Source organism: Caulobacter sp. 602-1 (assembly GCF_003931565.1).
Classification (GTDB): Bacteria; Pseudomonadota; Alphaproteobacteria; order Caulobacterales; family Caulobacteraceae; genus Caulobacter.
Genome location: NZ_RRYI01000002.1, coordinates 293,049 through 315,376, shown reverse-complemented (window position 1 = coordinate 315,376; position 22,328 = coordinate 293,049). Strand labels below are relative to the sequence as shown.

Genomic DNA, 22,328 nt, shown 5'->3' with positions numbered 1-22,328 from the left:
TTCCTTATGCCACCGTCTTGAACGGCGCGGCCACCGGTTCCGGCGGCGGCGCGGGGCAGTTCTGGGCCAGGAATTCGCCATGACTGGGCAGGCCCGCGACCTGGGCGGCCAGCATCGGCTTCGACTGGTCCAGGGTCCGTGAAATGACCTCGTAGGGCGCGGTGTCGACCAACTGCTGGTAGCGCCGCGGCCGCACGCCCATGCCCTCCATCACCGACTGCCAGGACGGGTTGCGGAACATCTCGTCGACGCCCTCGCGCAGCACGCCATGAGCCTTGAAGAGCTCCATGCGGGCCTTGAGGCTGTCGGGGACCGGGGCCTGGCGGACATCACGCCAGAACGGCGTGTCGTCGCGCTGGGTCGTGCAGTAGTGCAGCACGATGAAGTCGCGAATCTCCTCGTAGTCGGCTGTCATGCGCCGGTTGTACTCGGCCGCCAGCTCCGGGCTGAAGTCGCGATCGGGGAAGAACCGCAGCAGGAAGTCCATGCCGCGATAGATCAGGTGCAGGGCCGTCGACTCGAGCGGCTCGATGAAGCCCCCCGCCAGGCCCACGGCCACCACGTTCTTCTCCCACAGGCGCTGGCGCATGCCGGTCTTGAAAGGGATGAACATCGGCTCCATCAGCATCGGGCCCTGGACGTTGCGCACCAGGGTGGCGCGCGCCTCGTCGTCGCTGAGGTGCCTGGAGCTGAACACATAGCCGTTGCCGGCCCGGTGCTGCAGCGGGATGCGCCAGCGCCAGCCGGCGTCCTCGGCCTTGGACAGGGTATAGGGGTGCGGTTCGCCGACGTTCTCCGTCTGCACCACCACCGCGCGGTCGCACAGCAGCATGTCCGACCAGTCGTTGAACGGCACGTCCAGGGTCTTGCCGATCAGCAGGGCGCGGAAGCCCGAGCAGTCGATGAACAGGTCGCCCTCGACCTCTTGGCCGTTCTTCATGATCACCTTGGCGACCGAGCCGTCCGGGTGCGTGACCACGTCGGTGACGATGCCTTCGGTGCGCTTGACGCCGCGCGCCTCGGCGAAGCCGCGCAGGACCTTGGCGATCAGGCGCGCGTCGATGTGCAGGGCGTAGCTGGCCCCGGCGATCAGCGACCGCTGGGCCTTGAACGGCAGCATGAACTTCCACTGGTCGGCCATCACCGTGCCGGGCGCGAAGTCCTGCAGTTCCGACGGATGGCCGTTGGCCTTGGCCCGCAGCCAGCACTGATAGAACTCGTGCGGACCGATCGGGCCGCCGATGGCGCCGAACGGATGGTAGTAATGCTGGCCCTTCTGTTTCCAGTCCTCGAACCGGATGCCCAGCTTGAAGCTGGCCTGGGTGGCCTGGATGAACTCCCGCTCGTCGATGCCGAGGCTGGCGATCAGTTGCAGGAACGGCGGGATAGTCGACTCCCCCACCCCGATCGTGCCGATTTCCTCGGATTCGATCAGCTCGACCTGACAGCCGCCCTTCTCGAAATAGTGGGCCAGCATCGCCGCCGAGATCCAGCCAGCCGAGCCGCCGCCGACGATGACGATCTTCTTGATGGCGTTGGGATTGGTGTTGGTCATGGGGGCGTCCTATTCCGCAGCCATGGCGGCGGATCGGCAATATTGGTCGAGGAAAGCCGCGTGCGGCGGAGCGTTGGCCACCACCTCCCGCACGGCCTTGCGCATTTCGGCGAGCGGGGCGCTCAAGGTCCTAGGATCGATACCGTCGAGCGACGGATCCACCGTCTGCGGCAGCAGCTCGAAGCCGGCATAGATCGCCATCCAGCTGGGCGGGGCGAACATCTCCCAGCGGTAGCGGACGAAGTGGCCGCGCGTGAGGAACAGGTCGACCTTGCGCCGCAAGGCCTCGGGCAGGACGACGTCATTGCAGTCTCGCCAGAACGCCGTGTCGCCCCTCTTGTTGGCCCAGTAGTGTAGGACGATGAAGTCGCGCACGCGCTCCATCTCGCGGCGGGACCAGTCGTTGAACTCGTCGACGATCTCGGGCGCGAAGTCCTTGTCCGGGAACAGCGCCTTGATCTTCTCGATGCCCGTCTCGATCAGAGCGATAGAAGTGCTTTCCAGCGGCTCCAGGAAACCGGACGCCAGACCCAGGGCGATGACGTTCTTGTTCCAGACCTGCTTGCGGCGGCCGGGATTGAAGCGGATCAGGCGCGGCTCGTGCAGCAGTGGATCGGGGATCGCCGCCTTCAGCTCGGCCAGGGCGTCCTCATCGCCGATGTGGCGCGAGGAGAAGACGTACCCATTGCCGTAACGGTGCTGCAGCGGAATGCGCCAGCGCCAGCCGGCGGTGTGGGCGGTGACGTCCGTGTACGGCATGGGATCCCCCACGCCCTCGCTCTGCGCCGCCCAGGCGCGGTCGCAGAACAGCATGTCGTTCCAGTGCTCGTAGCCGGTCTGGAGGGCTTCCTCGATCAGCAGCCCCCGGAAGCCCGAGCAGTCGATGAAGAGGTCGCCTTCCACGGACTCGCCGGTGTGCAGATCCAGGGAGGCGACGAAGCCGTCCTCGGGACGCAGATTGACCTTGGTGACCCTGGCGTCGACGCGGCGCACGCCGTTCTCCTCGGCCACCCGGCGCATCAGCTGGGCGAACAGGCTGGCGTCGAAGTGCAGCGCCCAGTCGAAGACCGACAGGGTCGAGGCCGGGTTGCGGCTGGGGGCCATGAACTTGCCGGCCCGCGCCAGGGACGCGCCCAGCGAATAGTCGGCGATGTCGGTCGGCTCGCCGGCCTGGGCCAGCTTGCGCCAATAGTGGTGGAACGCCACGCCGCGCAGATCCTGGCCGAAGTGGCCGAACGGATGGATGAACGATTGACCCTCGCGGACCCAGCCGTTGAAGCGGATGCCCAGCTTGCAGGTCGCCTGGGTCGCCCGCATCACTTCGATGTCGGTCAGGCCCAGCTGATTGTAGAAGGCGCGGATGGTCGGGATGGTCGCCTCGCCCACCCCGATCGTGCCGATCTCTGAGCTTTCGACCAGGGTGATCTCGAGCGGGCCACCCTGGAAGTGGCGCCGCAACGCGGCCGCCGCCATCCAGCCGGCCGTGCCGCCGCCGACGATCACGAGCTTGCGGATTCGATTGTCCTGCATGGGCTTGCTCCCGACTTCCCGGCGTCTCCGTCCGGTTAGGCTCCAGGCTATCGGCTCGCGCGTGGGCCGGACAGACCCAAGCCCTCCCAAAAAGAATGGGGCTCTCAAAAAAAGAAAGCCGCCGTGGGGTTCCACGGCGGCCGCAGGAGGTGAGAGGGATCTTGGTTACCAGCGCGCGCGGACACCCAGCGTATAGCGGGGCTCGAACTCGTTCTGGCGGATGTACTGGGTCTTACCCTTGGCGAAACGAGCGTAGTAATCCTCGATCTCGCTCGTGACGTTCGACCCGTTGAAGTAGACGGTGATGTTGTCGCGAACGTTGTAGCTGACGTTCACGTCCACGTAGCCCGTGCTCTTTTGATAGATCGGGATGTTGTTGCTCATCACCTCGGCCAGACGGTCGGTGCGATAGTTGTAGGCGACGCGCGCCTGCAGCTTGGCGTCCTGGTACCAGCCGATCAGGTTGAACTGGTGCTTGGAGTTGTCCTGGAAGGGCAGCTCTTCGCCGTCCAGACCCGTGCGCGACTCCTTGCTCGGCGAGTAGGTGTAGTTGGTGTCGACACCGAAGTTCGAGAAGAAGCCGGCGTCGTCGAAGAAGTCGCTGACCGCGAGCTTGGCGCCCACTTCGACGCCCTTCACCTCGCCACCGTCGCCTTGGATCGGCAGGGTGACATTGACCGTGCGGCGGATGACGCCGTCCTGGTCGGGGAAGCGGCCGGTGGTGACGCCGTTGGTGACGAAGCTGTCGATCTTCAGCTTGAAGGCCGAGATGTTGAACATCGAGGCGCGGCCGACATAGTACTCGATGGCGCCGTCGAAGTTCTGCGAGCGCCACGGGTTCAGCATCGGGTTGCCCGAAGATTCCGCGCTCGTGACGCAGCGGACGTTCGGCAGAGCCGCGCCGCAGTCGGCGGTGTTGATCTTCAGACCGCCGCCATAGTTGCCCAGGTCGAGAGGCTGCATCGTCTTGGAGTAGGCGAAGCGGAACTTCAGGTTGTCGTTGAAGTCGTAGCTGACGTTCAGCGAGGGCAGCCAGTCGGTGTACTTGCGCTGGGTCACCTGGTCGCCCGCGTCGGCGTTGGTGTCGCCGTAGTTGCGGGTGTCGCCGGTCAGGTTCTGCTTGACCGTCAGTTCGGTCTCGATGACGCGCAGGCCGAAGTTACCCGACAGGGCGCCCGCCGCGAAGTTCATCACGCCGTAGGCGCTCTGCTCGTTCAGGCGAACGTCGTAGGTCTGGCCGGGAACCTGCACGCGGATGGCGCCGCCGAACACCTTCTTGTGGAAGGCTTCCGCGTCGTCGAAGTCGCGCGGATCGATGGCCCAGAAGCCCGGGATGCCGCTGGTGACGCCGCCCAGGTCGTCGACCCAGACCACGTTGTTATAGGTCGAAAGGCCGGTCGGCTGGTTGACCGTATAGCCCTGGAACACCGGCAGGCCCGTGACGGGATCGGGCACGAACTCGCCCGCCTGGCACTGGTTCTGGTTCATGACGACGTCGATCGCCTTCCACTGGGCCTCGCAGCCGCCGGCCGGGACCGGCTGACCGTTGGCCTGCACCGCGCCCGGCGTGCCGCCGTAGAAGCCCGAGAACAGGTGGAACTGTTCGACCTCGACCGTGCGCTTGCTCTGGCGGACGCCCGCGTCGATCTTGGTGATGAAGCCCAGCAGCTTGTCGTCGAACTTGTAGTGGCCGTCAGCGCGGAACACGTTCATGTCCGAATTGACTTCGTTATTGCCTTCCGACGAGAAGGCGCCGATGGCGTAGCTGTCCTTGTTCGCCATGTAGTCCTTGAGGGACTTGCCAGCGCCCAGGCCGCCGACCAGCGGACGATCGAAACCGCTCCACACCGGGTGATCGCCGGCGATGTTGTAGTGCAGTTGCGGATTGGCGCCGTAGCCCAGCGGGTTCGGATCCAGATAGCAGCCGCCGGCGCTGCCGGTGACGGCGTTGGTGCGCCGCGCGGACCCGAACTTGTCGCAGATGGCCTTCGGGTAGAAGGTGCCGCGCGTGCGGTCGGCGGGGTCGCGGAACAGGTTGAAGCGACCGTCGGCGTAGCGCCAGTTGGACAGATCGCCCTGGGCTTGGCCGTTCATGCTGAGACGGTCGCCGTCAGCGCGTATGGCGCGGGCCTCGAAGGTGAACGGACCGCCGTTGTCGTAGTCGAGACCCAGGTTGAAGTTCTTGGTCTTGGACTTGGTCGTGCGGTTGACGGTGAAGGAGTTCACCCACCACGCATTGATGTCGTACTCGTCGACGGCCAGCCAGTTGCCGATGCCGACCGGGGTCGAGACCGTCGGCTGGTTCCAGGTGCCGAAGGCGCCGCCGTCCCAGCGGTTGGAGATGTTGATGCCGACGGCGCGGTTGTACTCGTCCAGCTTGGCGTAGAAGCCCTCGGCGATCAGGGTGAAGCCTTCGCCCAGGTCGGCCTCGAACGCGGCGTTGACGCCGAGGCGCTTGCGCTCGACCACGCGGTTGAAACTCTCGTAACCGTGGGGCGAGATGTAGCTGTTGGCGAAGCCGCCGCCCCAGTCGTTGTTGCCCGACAGGCCGACGGTGCCCGAATAGTTGTTGCCGAGGTTGGACTTGCTGCCGGCCGCGCCGATCATCAAACCGACCCGGTCGTTGCGCCAGTTGACGACGCCATTCAGCAGATAGTCGTCCTTCTTGGTGCGGTCGCCGCGTTGGGCTTCGGCCGCGCCGGTGAAGGTCAGGCCTTCACCGAACTGGAACGGACGACGGGTGCGCAGGTCGATGGTGCCCGAGATGCCCGACAGGGCGTTGTTCGGGTTGGTCGACTTGTAGACCAGCACCTGGTTCATCAGCTGCGACGGCACGTCCAGCAGGTCCGGCTGGGCCGAGCCCATGTTGCCGGCGCTGAGGTACTGTTCGCCGTTCAGCAGGGTGATGACCTGGCGCAGACCGCGGATGTTGACGGTCTTGCCTTCACCGGCGTCGCGCTGGATCTGGATGCCCGAGATGCGCTGCAGCGAGTCGGCGATGGTGACGTCCGGCAGCTTGCCGATGTCTTCCGCCGAGATGGCGTCGACGATCGAGGCCTCGCGGCGCTTCACGTCCACCGACTTGATCTGAGAGCCGCGGACGCCGGTGACGACGATTTCCTCGACCTGGGTCTGACTGGCGTCCTGGGCGAAGGCCCCGGTGGCCAGAGCCAATTGCGATGCGCCGGCGACCAGCGCCAACGTCAGGCCGCGCTTGAGCACGGCTTTCCTTGCTTCCTGTGACAATTCCTCGCTCCCCAAAATAAGTCGTTCTTATTGGCCGCCCGCCCGCTGCTCGCGCCGCCGCTCTTGTCGACGGCTTTCGAGAAGCGTTTGAGGCTTTTGCGAACCCGCCCGTCGCGTGTGTGTCGCGATCGGACAAGATCCCCGGCGACCCCGGCGCCCGGATTTTCGACTCCGGCCCCGCGCCTTCGTCGAACGCCGTCACATTCCTCAAATGTCCCGAGCAAGTCAACAACAATGTCAACGTTGTCATTCCCAGGAAACAAGGGCTTTGACCGGCCGACACACCTAGCGTGGCCCCACGCCGTGGAGCCGTTCGGCGCCTGAAGCCTTACGGCCGAACATAAATATTCCTTGTTTTAACTTGTCTTTCCCGGAAGGAACGGCGACGCCGCACCCAGCATTACAGCGGCGCTACATTGCTACCAACTCGTCGGAAGCACCTTGGGAAACAGGCAGCGGACACGACCCTACCCGCTCGAAATGTCCCGATAATGTCCTGTCGACCAGCCATTTTTGACCCATTTTTGTCCCAACGACATGACATCCAAGACAAGATGGACTAAGGCTCCAAAGGTTCACCGCCTTGTGGACGCCGCCTTTCGCTGCTGGGGTGGCCAGGACAAGCTTGGCGGTTGGGGATACGGGGACCCATGACGACGATCACCGACGTGGCCGAGCGGGCGGGCGTTTCGCCCAAGACCGTCTCCCGCGTTCTCAACGATCACGACAGTGTCAGCGCCAAGACGCGCGACCGTGTCCGCGCGGCCATGGCCGACCTAGACTATCAGCCCAGCGCCGTGGCCCGCAGCCTGCGCTCGCTGGGCTCTGGTTCCGTGGGCGTGCTGATGGGCGATCCGTCTGGCGGCTACCATACCCGCGTCCATCACGCTCTGCTGCTGGCCTGCGTCGAGACCGGCCGCCACCTGTCGGTCGATCTGTCCGAGGGACCGATTCCCGGCTGGGCCGACCGTGTCCGCGCCTTCGTCCGCGACGGCGGCATCCGCGAAATGATCCTGCTGCCGCCGGAATGCGACTTCGGCCCGATGAAGGAGCTGATGCGCGAACTGGACGTGCGCTGCGTGCTGATCACGCCCACGACGCCCGATCCGCAGTTCCCGGCCATCGGCATGGACGACCGCGCCGCCGCGCGCGAGGTGGTCGAGCACCTGTTCTCGCTGGGCCACACCCGCATCGGCCACATCGCCGGCCACCCGGACCACGCCGCCAGCACCCACCGCCGCAACGGCTTCTTCGAGGCCTATGCCGCGCGAGGCCTGCCGCGCCCGCCGCCCGAGCTGATCGTCGGCGGCGAGTTCACCTTCAAGACCGGTCTCGACGCGGCCCGCCAGTTGCTGGACATCGACGAGCCGCCGACCGCGATCTTCGCCGCCAATGACGACATGGCCGCCGCCACCTGCATGGAAGTCCAGCGCCGCGGCCTGCGGATCCCCGACGACGTCTCGGTGGTCGGCTTCGACGACGCCCCGATCGCCGGCGTCATCTGGCCGACCCTGACCACGATCCGCCAGCCGTTCGATCAGATGGCCCTGCGCGCGATGCACACCTTCGCGGCGTGGAGCGCCAACGAGGGCGCCGGCAAGACCAACACACCCTTCCTCGCGCAGCACAGCCTTGTGGTGCGCGAATCCACCGGTCCAGCCCGGAGCGGCGCGCCGCCTCGGCGAAAGACTTGAACCCCTCCCCCAACCCGGCCCGAGGCCGCGCGGGGGCGCAAGAAGAAGACGACGGAGGAAACATGACTCGGACGACCTGGCGGGGCCTGCGGCTCGCCCTGCTGATCGGCGCTTCCGCCTCGGTGCTCACCGCCGCTCCGGCCCTGGCCGACACCGCCAAGAAGCCGGCGGCCGCCCCGGCCCATCCCTGGCTGAACGCCAAGCTCAACCCCGACGCCCGCGCCGACCTGGCGCTGAAGGCGATGACCAACGACGAGAAGTTCACGGTCATCTTCGGCTACTTCGGCTCGGACAAGAAACCGAAGTACACGCGTCACAAGGACTCGCACGACGCCTCGGCCGGCTATGTCGCCGGCGTGCCGCGCCTGGGCATTCCCGGTCAGTGGCAGACCGACGCCGGCGTCGGCGTCGCCACCCAGGGCAGCCACCAGGACCTGCGCGCCCGCACCGCCCTGCCCTCGGGCCTAGCTACCGCCGCCACCTGGAACCCCGAGCTGGCCTTCAAGGGCGGCGCGATGATCGGCAAGGAGGCCCGCGACTCCGGCTTCAATGTCCAGCTGGCCGGCGGCGTGAACCTGATGCGCGAGCCGCGCAACGGCCGGAACTTCGAATATGGCGGCGAGGATCCCTGGCTGGCCGGGACCATGGTCGCCGCCCAGATCAAGGGCATCCAGTCCAACCACATCATCTCGACGATCAAGCACTATGCGCTGAACGGCCAGGAGACCGGCCGCTTCGTGGTCAGCTCGAATATCGATGACGCGGCCGCCCGCACCTCGGACCTGCTGGCCTTCCAGTTCGCCATCGAACAGTCGGACCCGCACTCGGTGATGTGCGCCTACAACCGCGTCAACGGCGACTGGGCCTGCGAAAACGACTGGCTGTTGAACACCGTCCTGAAGAAGGACTGGGGTTACAAGGGCTATGTCATGTCGGACTGGGGCGCCGACCACTCGTCGGCCAAGGCGGCCAACGCCGGCCTCGACCAGGAATCGGCCGGCGAAGCCTTCGACAAGGAACCGTTCTTCGGCGCGCCGCTGAAGGCCGACCTGGCCGCCGGCCGGGTCAGCCAGGCCCGCATCGACGACATGGTCCGCCGCGTACTGCGCGCCATGTTCGCCAGCGGCCTCGTCGACCATCCGGTCGTCAATCCGGCCCCGGTCGACCTGCCGGCCGCCACCCTCGCCGCCCACGCCAAGATCACTCAGGCCGACGCCGAGGAAGGCGTCGTCCTGCTGAAGAACGACGGCGATCTTCTGCCCCTGGCCAAGACTGCCAAGACCATCGCCGTGATCGGCGCCCATTCGGACGTCGGCGTGCTGTCGGGCGGCGGCTCCTCGCAGGTCTATCCGGTCGGCGGCCGCGCGGTGAAGGGCCTGGAGCCGGCGACTTGGCCGGGCCCGGTGATCTACTACCCGTCCTCGCCGCTTAAGGCGCTGCAGGCTCGCTATCCGAACGCCAAGGTCGTCTATGACGATGGCGCCGATCCCGCCCGCGCCGCCAAGCTGGCCGCCGACAGCGACCTGGCCGTGGTCTTCGCCGACCAGTGGACCACCGAGTCGGTGGACGTCGTCGACCTGAACCTGCCGCGCAACCAGGACGCCACGATCGACGCCGTAGCCTCTGCCAACAAGAAGACGGTGGTCGTGCTGATCACCGGCGGCCCCGTGGTCATGCCCTGGCTCGACAAGGTCGGCGCCGTGGTGGAGGCCTGGTTCCCGGGCACGGCCGGCGGCGAAGCCATCGCCCGCGTCCTGACCGGCGAGGTCGACGCGACCGGCCGCCTGCCCGTCAGCTTCCCCAAGAGCGTGGCCGACCTGCCGCGTCCGAAGCTGGACGGCGTCGGCAAGGCCGAGGGGGAACTCTTCGACGTCGACTACAACCTTGAAGGCGCCGCCGTCGGCTACAAGTGGTACGACCTCAAGAAGATCGAGCCGCTGTTCCCGTTCGGCCACGGCCTGTCCTACACGAAGTTCGCCTATTCGGGCCTGACCGCCACGGCGACGGGCGACAAGGTCACGGTCAGCTTCGACGTCAAGAACGTCGGGGCCCGCGCCGGCAAGGACGTGCCGCAGGTCTATGTCGCGCCCAAGGCCGGAGGCTGGGAAGCGCCCAAGCGCCTGGCCGGCTTCAAGAAGGTCTCCCTCGCCCCCGGCGCGACGCGGCGCGTGACCCTGACGGTCGACCCGCGCCTGCTGGCGGTCTGGGACGGCAAGGCCCATGGCTGGTCGATCGCGGCCGGCCAGTACGATATCGCCCTGGGCTCTTCGTCCCGGGCTCTCTCCTCCACCGTCCAGGTCACCCTGGCGGCCCGGAGCCTGCCGGTTTCGCCGGCGGGCAAGTGAGGGTTGCGGGGCTTTTCTGCCCCTTGCCCCGCATCCGTCAGTCTCTTCCCTTCTCGGGGCGTCGTTCGCGACGCCCCTTTTTTTAGTTCACCTGCCGCTCGCGCCCTTCCCAGTAGGGCGCCCGCAGTTCCCGGCGCAGGATCTTGCCCGACGCGTTCCTCGGCAGGGCGGCCACGAAGTCCACGCTCTTCGGCGCCTTGAAGCCCGCGATCCGGGTGCGGGCGAAGGCTATGATATCGGCCGCGTCCGGCGTCACGCCCGGCTTGGCCGCGACCACCGCCTTGACCGCCTCGCCCCATTTCTCGTCCGGCACGCCGATCACCGCCACCTCGGCCACATGCGGGTGACCGTAGACAGCGCTCTCGACCTCGGCCGGATAGATGTTCTCGCCGCCCGAGATGATCATGTCCTTCACCCGGTCGTGGATGAACAGATAGCCGTCCTCGTCGAGGTAACCGGCGTCGCCGGTGCGCAGCCAGCCGTCGGTGTCGACGGTCTTGGCGGTGGCGTCGGCCAGTTTCCAGTAGCCGGCCATGTTGGCCGGGGAGCGGACGGCGACCTCGCCCACCGCGCCGGTCGGCACGCTGTTCCCGGCCTCGTCGATGACCTTGATCTCGACGCCGGGCATCGGCAGGCCCGCCGCCCGCATGCGCTTGTTCCCCGCCGGATCGTGGTCCTCGGGCGGCAGATAGACCACCGTGCCGGTCGTCTCGGTCATGCCGTACTGCTGGACGAAACCGCAGCCAAACACCTCCATGCACTCGCGCAGCAGGTCCAGCGGGATGGGCGCGGCGCCGTATAGGATGTGGGTCAAGCGCGAATAGTCGACCTCGCGGGCCCGGGGCTGGCGCACGACGATCTGCAAGGCCGCCGGCACCATGAACATCTTCGAGACGTGATCCTTCTCGATATAGTCCAGCACCTTGAACGGATCGAACTCGCGCGCCACCACGCCCTTGGCGCCGTTCAGCAGGCCCACGAGCCCCCAGCCGGTGCCGCCGATATGGGCCACCGGCATCGCGACCAGGCTGACATCGTCCGGCCCCCACTGGTTCCAGGCCAACGGATCCTTGGCCGCCGCGCGCCGCATGACCAGCAGGTTGTCATGGGTCAGCATCGCGCCCTTGGGCCGCCCCGTGGTGCCCGAGGTGTAGAGCTGGATGGCGATGTCCGACGTCGCGATCGACTTGTGGGCGTCGGCGTCGGACTGGGCGTCGCGCCAGGCTTCGAAGGTCGGATGCTCGCCCGCGCCGTCGGCCTCCATGGCCACGACCACCGGACGGTGGGTCAGTTCGGCGGCGACGCTCTCGATGTGGCCGATCAGTTCGGGGCCGACGAAGACGATCTTGGCCTCGCTGTCGGCGACGATGTAGGCGATCTCAGCCGCCGCCAGCCGCCAGCCGACCGGCGTGGTCACCACCCCGGCCTTGGCGGCCCCGATCAGCAACTCGAAATAGTGGTCGCTGTTCTTGCCGACATAGGCGACGCGATCGCCCGTCGACAGACCCGCCGCTATCAGGGCGTTGGCGACCTGGTTCGAATGACGGTCGAAATCGGCGAAGGGGGTGTCCCGCCCCTCGAAGCTGAAGGCGACCTCCTCCGGCCGGACCTCCGCGTGATAGCGGGCGACGTCGCCCAGGGTCCGCATGCGGTCGAAATCGATCGCTTCCGCCATCGCGCCTGTCTCCCTCGTTGTCCGGATCTACGTCCGGTCAAACGGATGTTGGGCCAGGCTTGCGATCGCGGCAAGCTGTCTATGTCGATAGGGTCAACGCCAGGCGCGAACGCCGATCACCACCGCCGTGCTTCCCGCCCGCTCGCCGGCGACCACGGCCGGCCCGAACGCCCGCTCGCGCACTAGGCCGACATAGGGCGCGAACTCACGCGTGATCTGGTAGCGCAGGCGAAGACCGCCCTCGAGCTTGGCCGCGCCCGCCTCGGCGAGGTCGGCCTCGACGCGCGGCTGCAGAATCAGTTTCTGGGTCAGGCGCAGGTCGTAGGACGCCTCCCCGCGCGCGGAGACCTTGCCCTGATCGGACAGGTAGGCCGTCCCCTGCACCTCGAACCAATAGGGCGCCAGGCCCTCGAAGCCGACGGCCGCGTAGGATCGCCCCTTGGGCGCCAGGTCATAACGAACCCCGGCCTGAAGATCGAAATACGGCCCGACGGGCCAGGCCTTCAGCACCTCGGCCTCGCCCGTCTCCCAGCCTTCGCCGTCGGTGCGCTCGCCGCGCGCCTTGACGACCCACTTGGACGCATCGCCGCCCCACCAGGCTTCGCCCTCGAAGGCCTGGGCGTCGGCGCCGTCGCGCGAGCGGTATTCCAGCTGGTCGGCGCGGACGGTCCACGCCGTCGCCCCGCCATGCTCCTTCATAAGCTGGGCTCGGGCGGCGGCCATGACGCCCGGGCTGTAGAAGCGCTCGGCCGCGTGGTCGGTGGGGATCGCCGGCGGCTTGGCCTCGGCGGCGGGCTTGGCGGCCTCCATCTGGTGGCCCGCGTGCGGGTCGACGGCCTGATGCTGCGCGTGCTGGAGATCGACGATCACGCGGCTTCCCCATCCAGCGGCCGCACGGTGACGACGTTGAACATGCCCGCGTGCATGTGCAGCAGCAGGTGGCAGTGGAAGGCCCAGTCGCCGGGCTCGCTGGCCGTCAGGTCGAAGGCGACCTTGCCGCCCGGCGCCACATTGATCGTGTGCTTCAGCGGCTGGCGATCCTGGCCGTTGACCAGCTCGAAGAAGTGGCCGTGCAGGTGGATCGGATGAGCCATCATGGTGTCGTTGATCAGCACCACTCGCGCCCGTTCGCCCCGCTCGAAGGCGATCGGCTTCTTGATCGGCCCGAACGCCTCGCCGTCGAACGCCCACATGAAGCGCTCCATGTTGCCGGTCAGGTGGATCTCGATCTCCCGCCCGGGCGGACGCGCATCGGTCGGCGGATGCAGGCTGGCCAGGTCGGCGTAGCGCAGCACCGTGTGGCCGACGTCCTCCAGACCCTGCGGCGGCTCGCTCATGCGATCCATCGGCATCGGCGAGATCGTCTGCACGCCCGGCGTCAGCGGCACGTTGGGCGCGTTGGCCTGGGAGCGCATCGACATGTCCATGCCGGGCATGTCCATCCCGTGACGCATGTTCCCCATGCCCATGTCCTTCATGGTCGCCAGGGGCCGCGTGCGGAGCGGCGGAACGGCGGCGGACACCCCCAGGCGCGGCGCCAGGGTTCCACGCGCCAGGCCCGAGCGATCCGAAGCTTCCGCGACCAGGGTGAAGGCCTTGTCCTCGATCGGCCGGACGATGACGTCGAAGGTCTCGGCCGGGGCGATCTGGAACTCGTCGACGGCGACCGGCGACACCGGCTGACCATCCGCCGCCACGACCTCCAGGGAGAGGCCCGGGATCCGGACGTTGAAGATCGTCATGGCCGCGGAATTGATGAAACGCAGCCGTACCCGCTCGCCCGGCGTGAACAGGCCCGTCCAGTTGTCGCCCGGACCGTGGCCGTTGACGAGATAGGTGTAGACCGAGCCCGTGACGTCGGCGATGTCAGTGGGGTCCATCCGCATCTTGGCCCACTCGACGCGGTCCTTCAGCGGCTGGTCCCGACCGGCCAGCAGGCCCGCCACGGTCTGCTTCTGCATGTTGAAATGGCCGGCGTTGACCTTCAGCTTCCGGAACAGCTCGTGCGGATGCAGGAAGCTCCAGTCCGACAGCATCACCACATGCTCGCGGTCATAGGGAATAGGATCCTCGCCCGCCGGGTCGATGATCATCGGCGCGTAGAGGCCGACCTGCTCCTGCAGGCCCGAATGGCTGTGCCACCAGTAAGTCCCGGCCTGCCGCACCGGGAAGTCGTAGGTGAAGGTCTCGCCCGGCTTGATGCCCGGGAAGCTGACGCCCGGGACGCCGTCCATCTGGAACGGCACCAGCAGCCCGTGCCAGTGGATGGAGGTGTCCTCGTCGGCCAGCGCGTTGGTCACGGACAGGCGGACGTTCTGGCCTTCCTTGAGCCGGATCAGCGGGCCGGGGATCGAGCCGTTGACGGTGACGGCGTGGCCCGAGCGACCGTCGATCCTCGCCATGGTGTGGCCGACGGTGAGCTTGATCTCATCACCCGACAGCGCGGCGGGCGAGCGACCGGCCTCGCCTGCCCGCGCCCAGGACGGCAGCAAGCCCACAGCGCCCAGCGCCAGGGCGCCGCGCAGCAGAGTCCGTCGATCTAAAGCCGTCATCGCGTGTCCGTATTCCAAGCCCAGATATTCCAACGGGGGCCGCAGTTAGGTATCACCCGGATCATGTCCAAGAGCACCCCCGCCACGATCGCACTGACCAAGGCCGGCGTCGCGTTCAACCTGCATACGTACGACTACGACCCGGGCTCCGAGCGCGTGGGCCTGCAGGCGGCCGAGGCGCTTGGAGAAGACCCTCGTCGGGTGCTCAAGACCCTGATCGTGATGCTTGACGGAAAGCCCGCCTGCGCCATCCTGCCCTCGGACAAGGAGGTCAGCATGAAGAAGCTGGCCGCCGCCCTCAAGGGCAAGTCGGCCGCCATGGCCCCCGTCCCCGATGCGGAGCGGATCACGGGCTACAAGGTCGGCGGCGTCAGCCCCTTCGGCCAGAAGAAGCGTCTGCCAACGGTGATGGAGGAAGCCGCCCTCACCGAGCCCTACGTCTTCATCAACGGCGGCCAGCGCGGCCTGCAGGTAAAGCTGGCGCCCGCCGACGCCGTGAAGGCCCTGGGCGCGGTGACGGCGGCGATCGTCTCCGAATAGGCGCCGCTTGAAATGCCGCGCGGTTCTCGCCTATAAGCCCCGCCTCCTGGGGCTGGGTAGCTCAGATGGTTAGAGCGGTGGATTCATAACCCACAGGTCGGCGGTTCGATCCCGCCCCCCGCCACCAGGACGGTTTCCCATAACAGTCTGGTTTTCTTGCGCTTTCTTCAGCGCGCACTGAAGAACAACGTCGGAGTCCGACCTTGGATCAGGTCCAGGAAACTCGACGTTCAGTCGTGAGCCCTCGTATGAAATCCCGATCAGCCGCGGCGCCAAGCCGACGCCACGGCCCTCCTGGACGCTTTAGGCCTCCGGGAAATCGGTGCTGATCGTGAGGTCCTCCCAAATCCCGATCTCCGCCTCGACCGCCGCCAGCTTGGCGCGCGCCCGGCGCAGGGCGTCGGAGCCGAGCAGGAGGTGCAGCGGCGGATCGGGCGCGTCGACGATGCGCAGCAGGGCCTCGGCCGCGCGATCCGGATCCCCCAGCTGCTGGCCGGCCATCGACGAAAAGGCCGCGCTGGCCTTGCCGACCGTGGCGTCATAGCCCGCCGCGCGCGTCTCGCTCAGCCGGATCGAATGGGCCGAGAGGAAGTCCGTTCGGAAGGCGCCTGGCGCGACGGCGGTCAGCTTGACGCCCAGCGGCGCGACCTCCTGATGCAGCGACGCCGTCAGGCCCTCCAGGGCGTACTTCGCCGCTGCGTAGAGCGCGGACGCGGCGCCCGGCGCACGGCCGGCGATCGACGTGATGTTGAGGATCCGCGCCTCGCCCTGGGCCCGCAGCCTGGGCAAGGCCGCCCGGATCACCTTGAACGGGCCGAAGACGTCGGTGGCGAAAAGGCGCTGAGCCTCCTCGTCGGTCGCATCCTCCAGCGCGCCCAGCAGGCCATAGCCGGCGTTGTTGACCACGACGTCCAGCCGTCCGCCGGCCAGGCGGAAGGCCTCGTCTACGGCTCGGTCGATGGCCGCGCCGTCGGTGACGTCCAGGGTCAAGACGTGCAACGTCCCCGCCCCGGCCTCGATCGGCGGCGCGCCCGAGCGGACCGTGCCGACCACGGTGTCGCCCCGCGACAGCGCCGCCTTGGCTAACGCCAGCCCCAGACCGCGCGAGATTCCGGTGATGAACCAATGCTTCGTCATCGCATGCTCCTTGTGAGGCGCATCTTGTGCGCCCTCGGGAGAAACTTCAGAATAGAACCATATCTGCGTGAGCTTGTAAGACCGGCTAAACAATGACGATGAGCATCGAACCGATGCTGAGCGGCGGCGACTTCGCCCACCTGCGCGCCTTCGTGGCCGTGGGCCAGGCGCTGAGCTTCACGCGCGCCGCCGAGACGCTGGGCGTCACGCCCTCGGCTCTCAGCCAGGTGGTGCGGACCTTCGAGGACCGGATCGGGGTGCGCCTGCTGAACCGCACCACCCGCAGCGTTTCCCTGACCGAGGCCGGCGAGACCCTGCTGCGCCGCGTCGCTCCGGCCGTCGCGGAGCTCAGCCAGGCGGTCGGGCAAGCCCGCCTCTATCAGGAGCGTCCGTCGGGGACGGTGCGGGTCCACGTGTTTCGCTCGGCCGCCGATCTCTACGTTCAGCCGATCCTGCCCGCGTTCCACCGCGCCTATCCGAAGGTCGTTCTGGACATCACCGTCGACGACGAGGTGGTCGACACGGTGGCGGCCGGGTTCGACGCCGCCATCCGCATCGGCGAGGTGATCGAGCGCGACATGATCGCCGCACCGCTGGAGCCGCCCGTGAGGCAGATCCCGGTCGCCGCGCCGAGCTACATCGCCGAACGCGGCCTCCCCGCCCATCCCCGCGACCTGCTGGGCCACGACTGCATCCGCTGGCGCTGGCCGGGCCGCGCCCAGCCCTACCGCTGGGAGTTCTTCGAAAACGGCGCCTGGTTCGAGGTCGAGGTCGACGGGCCACTGATCGTCAACAGCAAGGACATGGCCCTGAAGGCCGCCATCGACGGCGTCGGCATCGCCTTCGCGGTCGAGCGCACCGCTCGCCAGGCCATCGCCGACGGCCGGCTGGCGCCGATGCTGGAGGCCTGGTGCGAGCCGTTCCCGGGCCATCACCTTTGCTTTCCCCGGCAACGACAGATGAGCCCGGCCCTACGCGCCTTCATCGACACGGTGCGTGAAGGCGCTTCGGCCGCCGACTGAGCTTGTCGGCTGGCGGCGGATAACCGCCATGGACAGGCCTCAGACCTGTCCAGAGGCGCGCCATTCTGGGCCGTCTCGAGCCCGTCGTCACAAGACCTTCAAGCTTAACCTCTAGGGACGTCCGCCACCGAAGTGGACAGGCGGATGTTTCGAGTCGATCCAGACAGGACCCGATGGTTCTTGCGGTGCGTGCTGCCGCATGAACCCGCGTTACGCGCTTGGCTGTCCTCGAAGCGCCGGCTCGGCGTCGATGTCGACGACATCATTCAGGAGACCTACACGGCCCTGGCCGCCAAGGAGACCGTCGAGGATATTCAACACCCCCGAGCCTACATCTTCCGGATCGCGCACATGCTGGTCGTCCGGCACGTGAGGCGCGCCAGGATCGTTTCGATCCAGGTGAAGGAGGATCTGGAGTGGGGCGATGACAGCCCCTCGCCCGAGCAGACCCTGATAGATCGCGATGTCCTCAAGCAGGTGAACGAAGCGATCTCGGCCATGCCCGGTCAGGCGCGCACCGCCTTCGTCCTGCGGCGGATACATGGTCTTTCCCAGAGAGAGATCGCCCAGCGGATGAGGCTTTCGGAAAACACGGTGGAAAAACACATCAGCCGAGGGCTACGATTCCTGCTCAATCGCCTAAGGGATGGCGGAAACACCCCACTTCCCGCCTCTAACAGCTCAGACGCTTCTCATCAGGATCCCGCTCCCCTCGATGGCCGATCGCCAAACCAGCCAGAGCATCGACGACGACGCCGCGACGTGGGTGGCGCGTCGTGACCGCGCGCCGCTGACTCCGGCCGAGCAGGCGGCGTTCGACGCGTGGCTCGCGGGGGATGAGCGCAGGCCCGGCGCGCTATTGCGCCTGCAGGCCATCGACCTGGCCAGCCGCGCCGCCGGCGACGAGCGCGGCGAGCTGCTTGCCCCCCCGCTCTCGCGCCGCCGGGTGCTGTTATGGGGCGGGGCCAGCGCTGCCGCCGGCGTGGCCGGCCTCGCCGTGGCCTTGCACGCGCCGCGCGCCCAGGCCACCCAGCGGGGCGAGATCCGGCTGATCCCCCTTCAGGACGGCTCGACCATGACGCTGAACACGGACTCCGCGGCCCGTGTGCGCTATCGCGACGATCGCCGACTGATCGAACTGATCCGCGGCGAGGCGTTCTTCTCGGTGGCGCGCGACGCGCTTCGCCCGTTCGAGGTCGAGGTCGCCGGCCATCGCCTCAGCATCGACAGCGGCGCGTTCCGCGTCAGTCGCCTGAACGCCGCGCCAGTCCAGGTGACGGTGCAGCAGGGGCAGGTCGACCTCGCGGACGGCCTTCGCGACCGCGTTCGCCTCACGGCCAACAGCAGGCTCGAACTCGTCGACGGCCGTCCGCCGGCCGTGCTGCGGATCTCGGCGCGCGAGGTCGAGCGCGACCTGGCCTGGCGCGAGGGCAAGATCGCCTTCAGGGGCGATTCCCTCGCAGACGCCGCCCGCGCCTTCGCCCGCTATGGCGATCCGCGCGTGATCGTCGCCGACCCGGCCCTGGCGCGCGAGCCGATCACCGGCCTGTTCGCCGCCAACGATCCGGCCGGTTTCAGCCGGACGGTGGCCTTCGCCCTCGACGCGACGGTGACCCGCCGCGGCGACGAGATCGTGCTCTCCCGCCCCTGATCGACATTAAAGTTTTGTGACGGCTGGCGGAGAATTTCCGTCGTCGCCTCTTTAGCCGCGAAACGCCGATTTCATGTCATGGCGTACGGGGCCCGAGAACGATGATCGCCTACAAGACCTTGCTTCACTGCGGCGCGGCCGCCGTGGCCTGCGTCGCCGCGCAGGCGCATGCCCAGGCCCGCCGGTTCGACATTCCCGCTCAGCCGGCGGTCACCGCCATCCCCGAGTTCGCCGACCAGGCCCAGGTCCAGATCATCGCGCCCGCCCGAGACCTCGCCGGCGTCAACACTCAGTCGGTCATGGGCGAGATGGACGTTCGCGCCGCCCTGCGCCGGCTGATTTCCGGCACGCCGTTGCGCATCGCCCGCGACGAGGGCGCGATCATCACCCTGCGCTCGACCACTCGCGCTTCGGCCGGCAAGATGGGCGCGCTTTCGGGCCGCGTCCTGGATCCGCTGACCGGCCAGTACATGGCCAACGCCACGATCCGAGTGGTCACGGCCGATGGCGAACACCGCGCCGACGCCGCTGGCGAGCGCGGCGAATACCGCCTGATCGACCTTCCCGCCGGCGAGGCCCAGGTGACGGTCAGCTTCACCGGCTTCGCCGATCGGACCGTGCCCGTCACCATCCATTCGGGAACGACGGCGCAGCTGGACGTCGAGCTGGCTCGTTCGGGCGAACCGGCCGCTACCCAGGTTAGCGAGGTGATCGTCACCGGCGGCTTTCGCGACGGCGACGCCCGCGCGATCATGAGCCAGCGCAACGCCATGGACATCAAGAACAGCCTGTCCTCGGAGTCGTTCGGTTCCATCTCCGAGGGCAATGTCGGCGAGTTCATCAAGTGGATGCCCGGTGTCGACACCGAGGGCGAAGGCGACGACACCGTGCGCTACGTCCGCCTGCGCGGTCTGCCGCCGGAATACACCTCGATCACCGTCAACGGCGTCAGCCTGGCCGCCGCCGACGGCAACGCCGGTTCGTCGACCTCGCGCGCGTTCAGCTTCGAGCAGGTGTCGCTCAGCAGCATCGACGCCATCGAGATCTCCAAGACGGTCAGCGCCGACGTCGACGCCAACGCGCCGGCCGGCATGATCAATCTGCGCACCAAGCGCGCCTTCGACCGCAAGGGCCGCCGCATCGTCGCTCAGGTCAGCGCCGTCACCCATTCCGACCTCTGGAACGACAAGATCACCGGTCCCGCCGATGGCCGTCGCGACGGCAAGGCGCTGCCGAACGGCCAGCTCGAATATTCGGACGTTTTCTTCAACCGCCGCCTTGGCGTGGTCGCCAGTATCAGCCAGTCCAAGACCTATTCGGAAATGGAACAGGCTTACTATCCTCGCAGCTATGAGCCGAACGCCGTCAGCCCGGATCCGCTGGCCGTAACGACCATCAACGCGCACATGCGCGCCCAAGAGACCTCGCGCTTCGCCAGCTCGCTGACCTTGGACTTCAAGGCCACCGACAACCTGATCCTGTCGCTGGCGACGATCTACAACACCGCCTACCTGTGGTCGGGCCAGCGAACGGAGGTCTTCACGACCGGCGCGCGGACCTACGGCGTGATCGGCGACGCCGCGACGGATTTCACCACCCGGCGTCCCGACACCAGCATTGGCGTCACAGCCCAGTCCAACATGATCTCCAAGCGCGGCGACGGCCTGACCATCGTGCCGAGCTTCGAGTACCAGGGCCGCCGCTTCGTGCTCGACGGCAACATCTCCTATTCCGACTCCAATAGCCGCTACGACCCGCTAGGCGACGAGAGCTCGATCTTCAGTCTGGTGAACTCCCCGGCGGCAGGGGGCAACTTCACCGCCAAGCGCGACGGACTGGGCAAGCAGAACTGGACGATCGTCCAGACCAGCGGCGATGACTGGAGCAATCCGGCCAGCTACACCCGCCAGACGGCGGCGATCGTCATTAACAGCCAGGACGGCCGCTCCGCGCGCACAGAACTGGGCGGCGGCGCGCTGAATCTGACCGTGAAGGCGCCGTTTGACTTCGCCTCGGTCACCTTCAAGACCGGCCTCAAGGCCAAGCGCGCGGTCTACGACTACAAGAATGAGCGCGTCGCTCACCAATATCGTTATGTCGGCCCGCTGAGCGTGGCCCAGTTCATGACCGAGAATAGCACCCCCAACGAGCTGAGCTTCGACGGCCTCGATATCCACTATGCGTCCAAGTCGGGCTCGCCGAAGCTGTACATGCCCAGCAACGCCAAGATCGGCCGGCTCTTCCTCGACCACCCCGAGCAGTTCCAGCACACCATCACGGCGGCGAACTACTATACCGCCTTCATCGAGAACACGCGTCACTTCGAGGAGGACACCAACGCCGCCTATGGCATGGCGACGGCGGAACTGAACGACCGCCTCACCGTCCGCGCCGGCCTGCGCTGGGAGGAAACCAAGACCCGGGCGCGGGAATGGAACCCGCTGACCGCCGACGAGACCCGGGCCGCCGGATTCGCCGTGTCGGCGACCACCGGCCGGGCCACGACGATCGACGGCCTCAAGTATCAGTATCAGTCGCGCCCACAGATCGAGCGCAAGGGCTCCTACGACTACTTCTTCCCCAGCGCGTCGATGAAGTTCGCCATCAATTCCCAGACCGACCTGCAGATCGGCTACAGCCGCACCATTCGCCGCCCGGAGGTCAACGTGCTGGCCGGCGTCTGGTCGATCAACGACGAGGCCATGCTGGTCACCGCCCCCAACCCGGGCCTGAAACCCGAAATCTCGGACAACCTGTCGATCCGGGTGGCGCGCTATTTCGAGCCCGTCGGCCTGATCGCCCTGAACTACTTCCAGAACGACGTGAAGGGTCTCTTCCAATCCGAGGACCTGACCGCCGAGGAGTTCGGCTACACGGGCGACGAGTACGCCAACTACACGTTCAGGACCACGCGGACCGTTTCGGGAGACTCCATCAAGATCCGGGGCCTGGAGGCCGAGTTCACCCACGCCCTCGATTACCTGCCCTCTCCGCTGGACGGCCTGACTGTGCGCGGCTCCTACACCTACCTGGATCCCGAGGAGCCCATTCCGCTGTCGGCCAAGAACCTGGGCTCGGTGGTGCTGGCGTATAAGAAGGGGCCGTTCAGCCTGAACCTCAACACGCTGTGGACGGGGCGGAAGCTCAACAGCGTCTCGACGGGCTCGTACATCGCCCCGCGCGTCGACATGTTCGTCTCCGGCGCCTACGCCATCCGCAAGGGCTGGTCGGTGTTCTTCTCGGCCCGCAACCTGTTGAACGAACCGACCGACATCATGCTGCCGGGCGTCCAGACCTCGGCCGGCGCGGTTCCGGATCACGCTGGCGACTACCGTCACTACGGCAAGACGGCCACGCTCGGCCTGCGGGCGGTGTTCTAGT

At 67.3% G+C, this 22,328-nt stretch carries 14 protein-coding genes and 1 tRNA gene; 8 read left to right on the top strand and 7 right to left on the bottom strand.

Going from position 1 to position 22,328, the window contains the following annotated elements; translation table 11 throughout:
* Nucleotides 1-4 precede the first annotated feature (4 nt).
* From EIK80_RS06260 to EIK80_RS06250, 3 genes are all read right to left on the bottom strand, one after another.
* Complete coding sequence (locus tag EIK80_RS06260) at nt 5-1,555, bottom strand: tryptophan halogenase family protein (RefSeq protein ID WP_125156118.1); 1,551 nt, start codon at nt 1,553-1,555, stop codon at nt 5-7.
* A 9-nt stretch (nt 1,556-1,564) separates the two neighbouring features.
* Complete coding sequence (locus EIK80_RS06255) at nt 1,565-3,085, bottom strand: tryptophan halogenase family protein (protein ID WP_125156117.1); 1,521 nt, start codon at nt 3,083-3,085, stop codon at nt 1,565-1,567.
* A gap of 165 nt (nt 3,086-3,250) precedes the next feature.
* Complete coding sequence (locus EIK80_RS06250; protein WP_125156116.1) at nt 3,251-6,331, bottom strand: TonB-dependent receptor; 3,081 nt, start codon at nt 6,329-6,331, stop codon at nt 3,251-3,253.
* Between the two features lie 650 nt (nt 6,332-6,981).
* On the opposite strand from EIK80_RS06250, the gene EIK80_RS06245 reads away from it, so the two are divergent.
* On the top strand, nt 6,982-8,025 hold the full coding sequence (locus EIK80_RS06245; RefSeq protein ID WP_125156115.1) for a LacI family DNA-binding transcriptional regulator: 1,044 nt from the start codon (nt 6,982-6,984) through the stop codon (nt 8,023-8,025).
* 62 nt (nt 8,026-8,087) lie between these two features.
* Nucleotides 8,088-10,370 (top strand): beta-glucosidase, encoded by a 2,283-nt coding sequence (locus EIK80_RS06240; RefSeq protein ID WP_125156114.1) that lies wholly within the window; start codon nt 8,088-8,090, stop codon nt 10,368-10,370.
* Nucleotides 10,371-10,452: 82 nt separating this feature from the next.
* On the opposite strand, the gene EIK80_RS06235 is transcribed toward EIK80_RS06240, so the two are convergent.
* The 3 genes from EIK80_RS06235 to EIK80_RS06225 form a co-directional block, all read right to left on the bottom strand.
* Nucleotides 10,453-12,045: a fatty acid--CoA ligase gene (locus tag EIK80_RS06235; protein ID WP_125156113.1), complete on the bottom strand. Its 1,593-nt coding sequence runs from the start codon at nt 12,043-12,045 to the stop codon at nt 10,453-10,455.
* Nucleotides 12,046-12,138: 93 nt separating this feature from the next.
* Nucleotides 12,139-12,855, bottom strand: coding sequence for a copper resistance protein B (locus EIK80_RS06230; protein ID WP_125156625.1), 717 nt, complete (start codon nt 12,853-12,855; stop codon nt 12,139-12,141).
* A 56-nt stretch (nt 12,856-12,911) separates the two neighbouring features.
* Complete coding sequence (locus EIK80_RS06225; RefSeq protein WP_125156112.1) at nt 12,912-14,597, bottom strand: copper resistance system multicopper oxidase; 1,686 nt, start codon at nt 14,595-14,597, stop codon at nt 12,912-12,914.
* A 63-nt stretch (nt 14,598-14,660) separates the two neighbouring features.
* Here EIK80_RS06225 and ybaK point away from each other — a divergent pair, with 63 nt between their 5' ends.
* Both ybaK and EIK80_RS06215 read left to right on the top strand, forming a co-directional pair.
* Nucleotides 14,661-15,137, top strand: a complete 477-nt coding sequence (gene ybaK / locus EIK80_RS06220; protein ID WP_125156111.1) for a Cys-tRNA(Pro) deacylase — start codon at nt 14,661-14,663, stop codon at nt 15,135-15,137.
* Nucleotides 15,138-15,187: 50 nt separating this feature from the next.
* Nucleotides 15,188-15,264 (top strand) — tRNA-Met (locus EIK80_RS06215).
* A 176-nt stretch (nt 15,265-15,440) separates the two neighbouring features.
* On the opposite strand, the gene EIK80_RS06210 is transcribed toward EIK80_RS06215, so the two are convergent.
* A complete protein-coding gene (locus tag EIK80_RS06210; RefSeq protein ID WP_125156110.1) occupies nt 15,441-16,274 on the bottom strand; it encodes an SDR family NAD(P)-dependent oxidoreductase in 834 nt (277 codons plus the stop codon).
* Between the two features lie 98 nt (nt 16,275-16,372).
* On the opposite strand from EIK80_RS06210, the gene EIK80_RS06205 reads away from it, so the two are divergent.
* The 4 genes from EIK80_RS06205 (at nt 16,373) to EIK80_RS06190 (ending at nt 22,327) form a co-directional block, all read left to right on the top strand.
* Nucleotides 16,373-17,296 carry a LysR family transcriptional regulator gene (locus tag EIK80_RS06205; protein ID WP_125156109.1) on the top strand — a complete coding sequence of 308 codons (924 nt, stop codon included), beginning with the start codon at nt 16,373-16,375 and terminating at the stop codon, nt 17,294-17,296.
* Nucleotides 17,297-17,440: 144 nt separating this feature from the next.
* Nucleotides 17,441-18,076 (top strand): sigma-70 family RNA polymerase sigma factor, encoded by a 636-nt coding sequence (locus EIK80_RS06200; RefSeq protein WP_125156108.1) that lies wholly within the window; start codon nt 17,441-17,443, stop codon nt 18,074-18,076.
* Nucleotides 18,012-18,947: a FecR domain-containing protein gene (locus EIK80_RS06195; protein WP_125156107.1), complete on the top strand. Its 936-nt coding sequence runs from the start codon at nt 18,012-18,014 to the stop codon at nt 18,945-18,947. The genes EIK80_RS06200 and EIK80_RS06195 overlap by 65 nt, the downstream gene beginning before the upstream one ends.
* A 101-nt stretch (nt 18,948-19,048) precedes the next feature.
* On the top strand, nt 19,049-22,327 hold the full coding sequence (locus EIK80_RS06190; protein WP_125156106.1) for a TonB-dependent receptor: 3,279 nt from the start codon (nt 19,049-19,051) through the stop codon (nt 22,325-22,327).
* Nucleotide 22,328 lies beyond the last annotated feature (1 nt).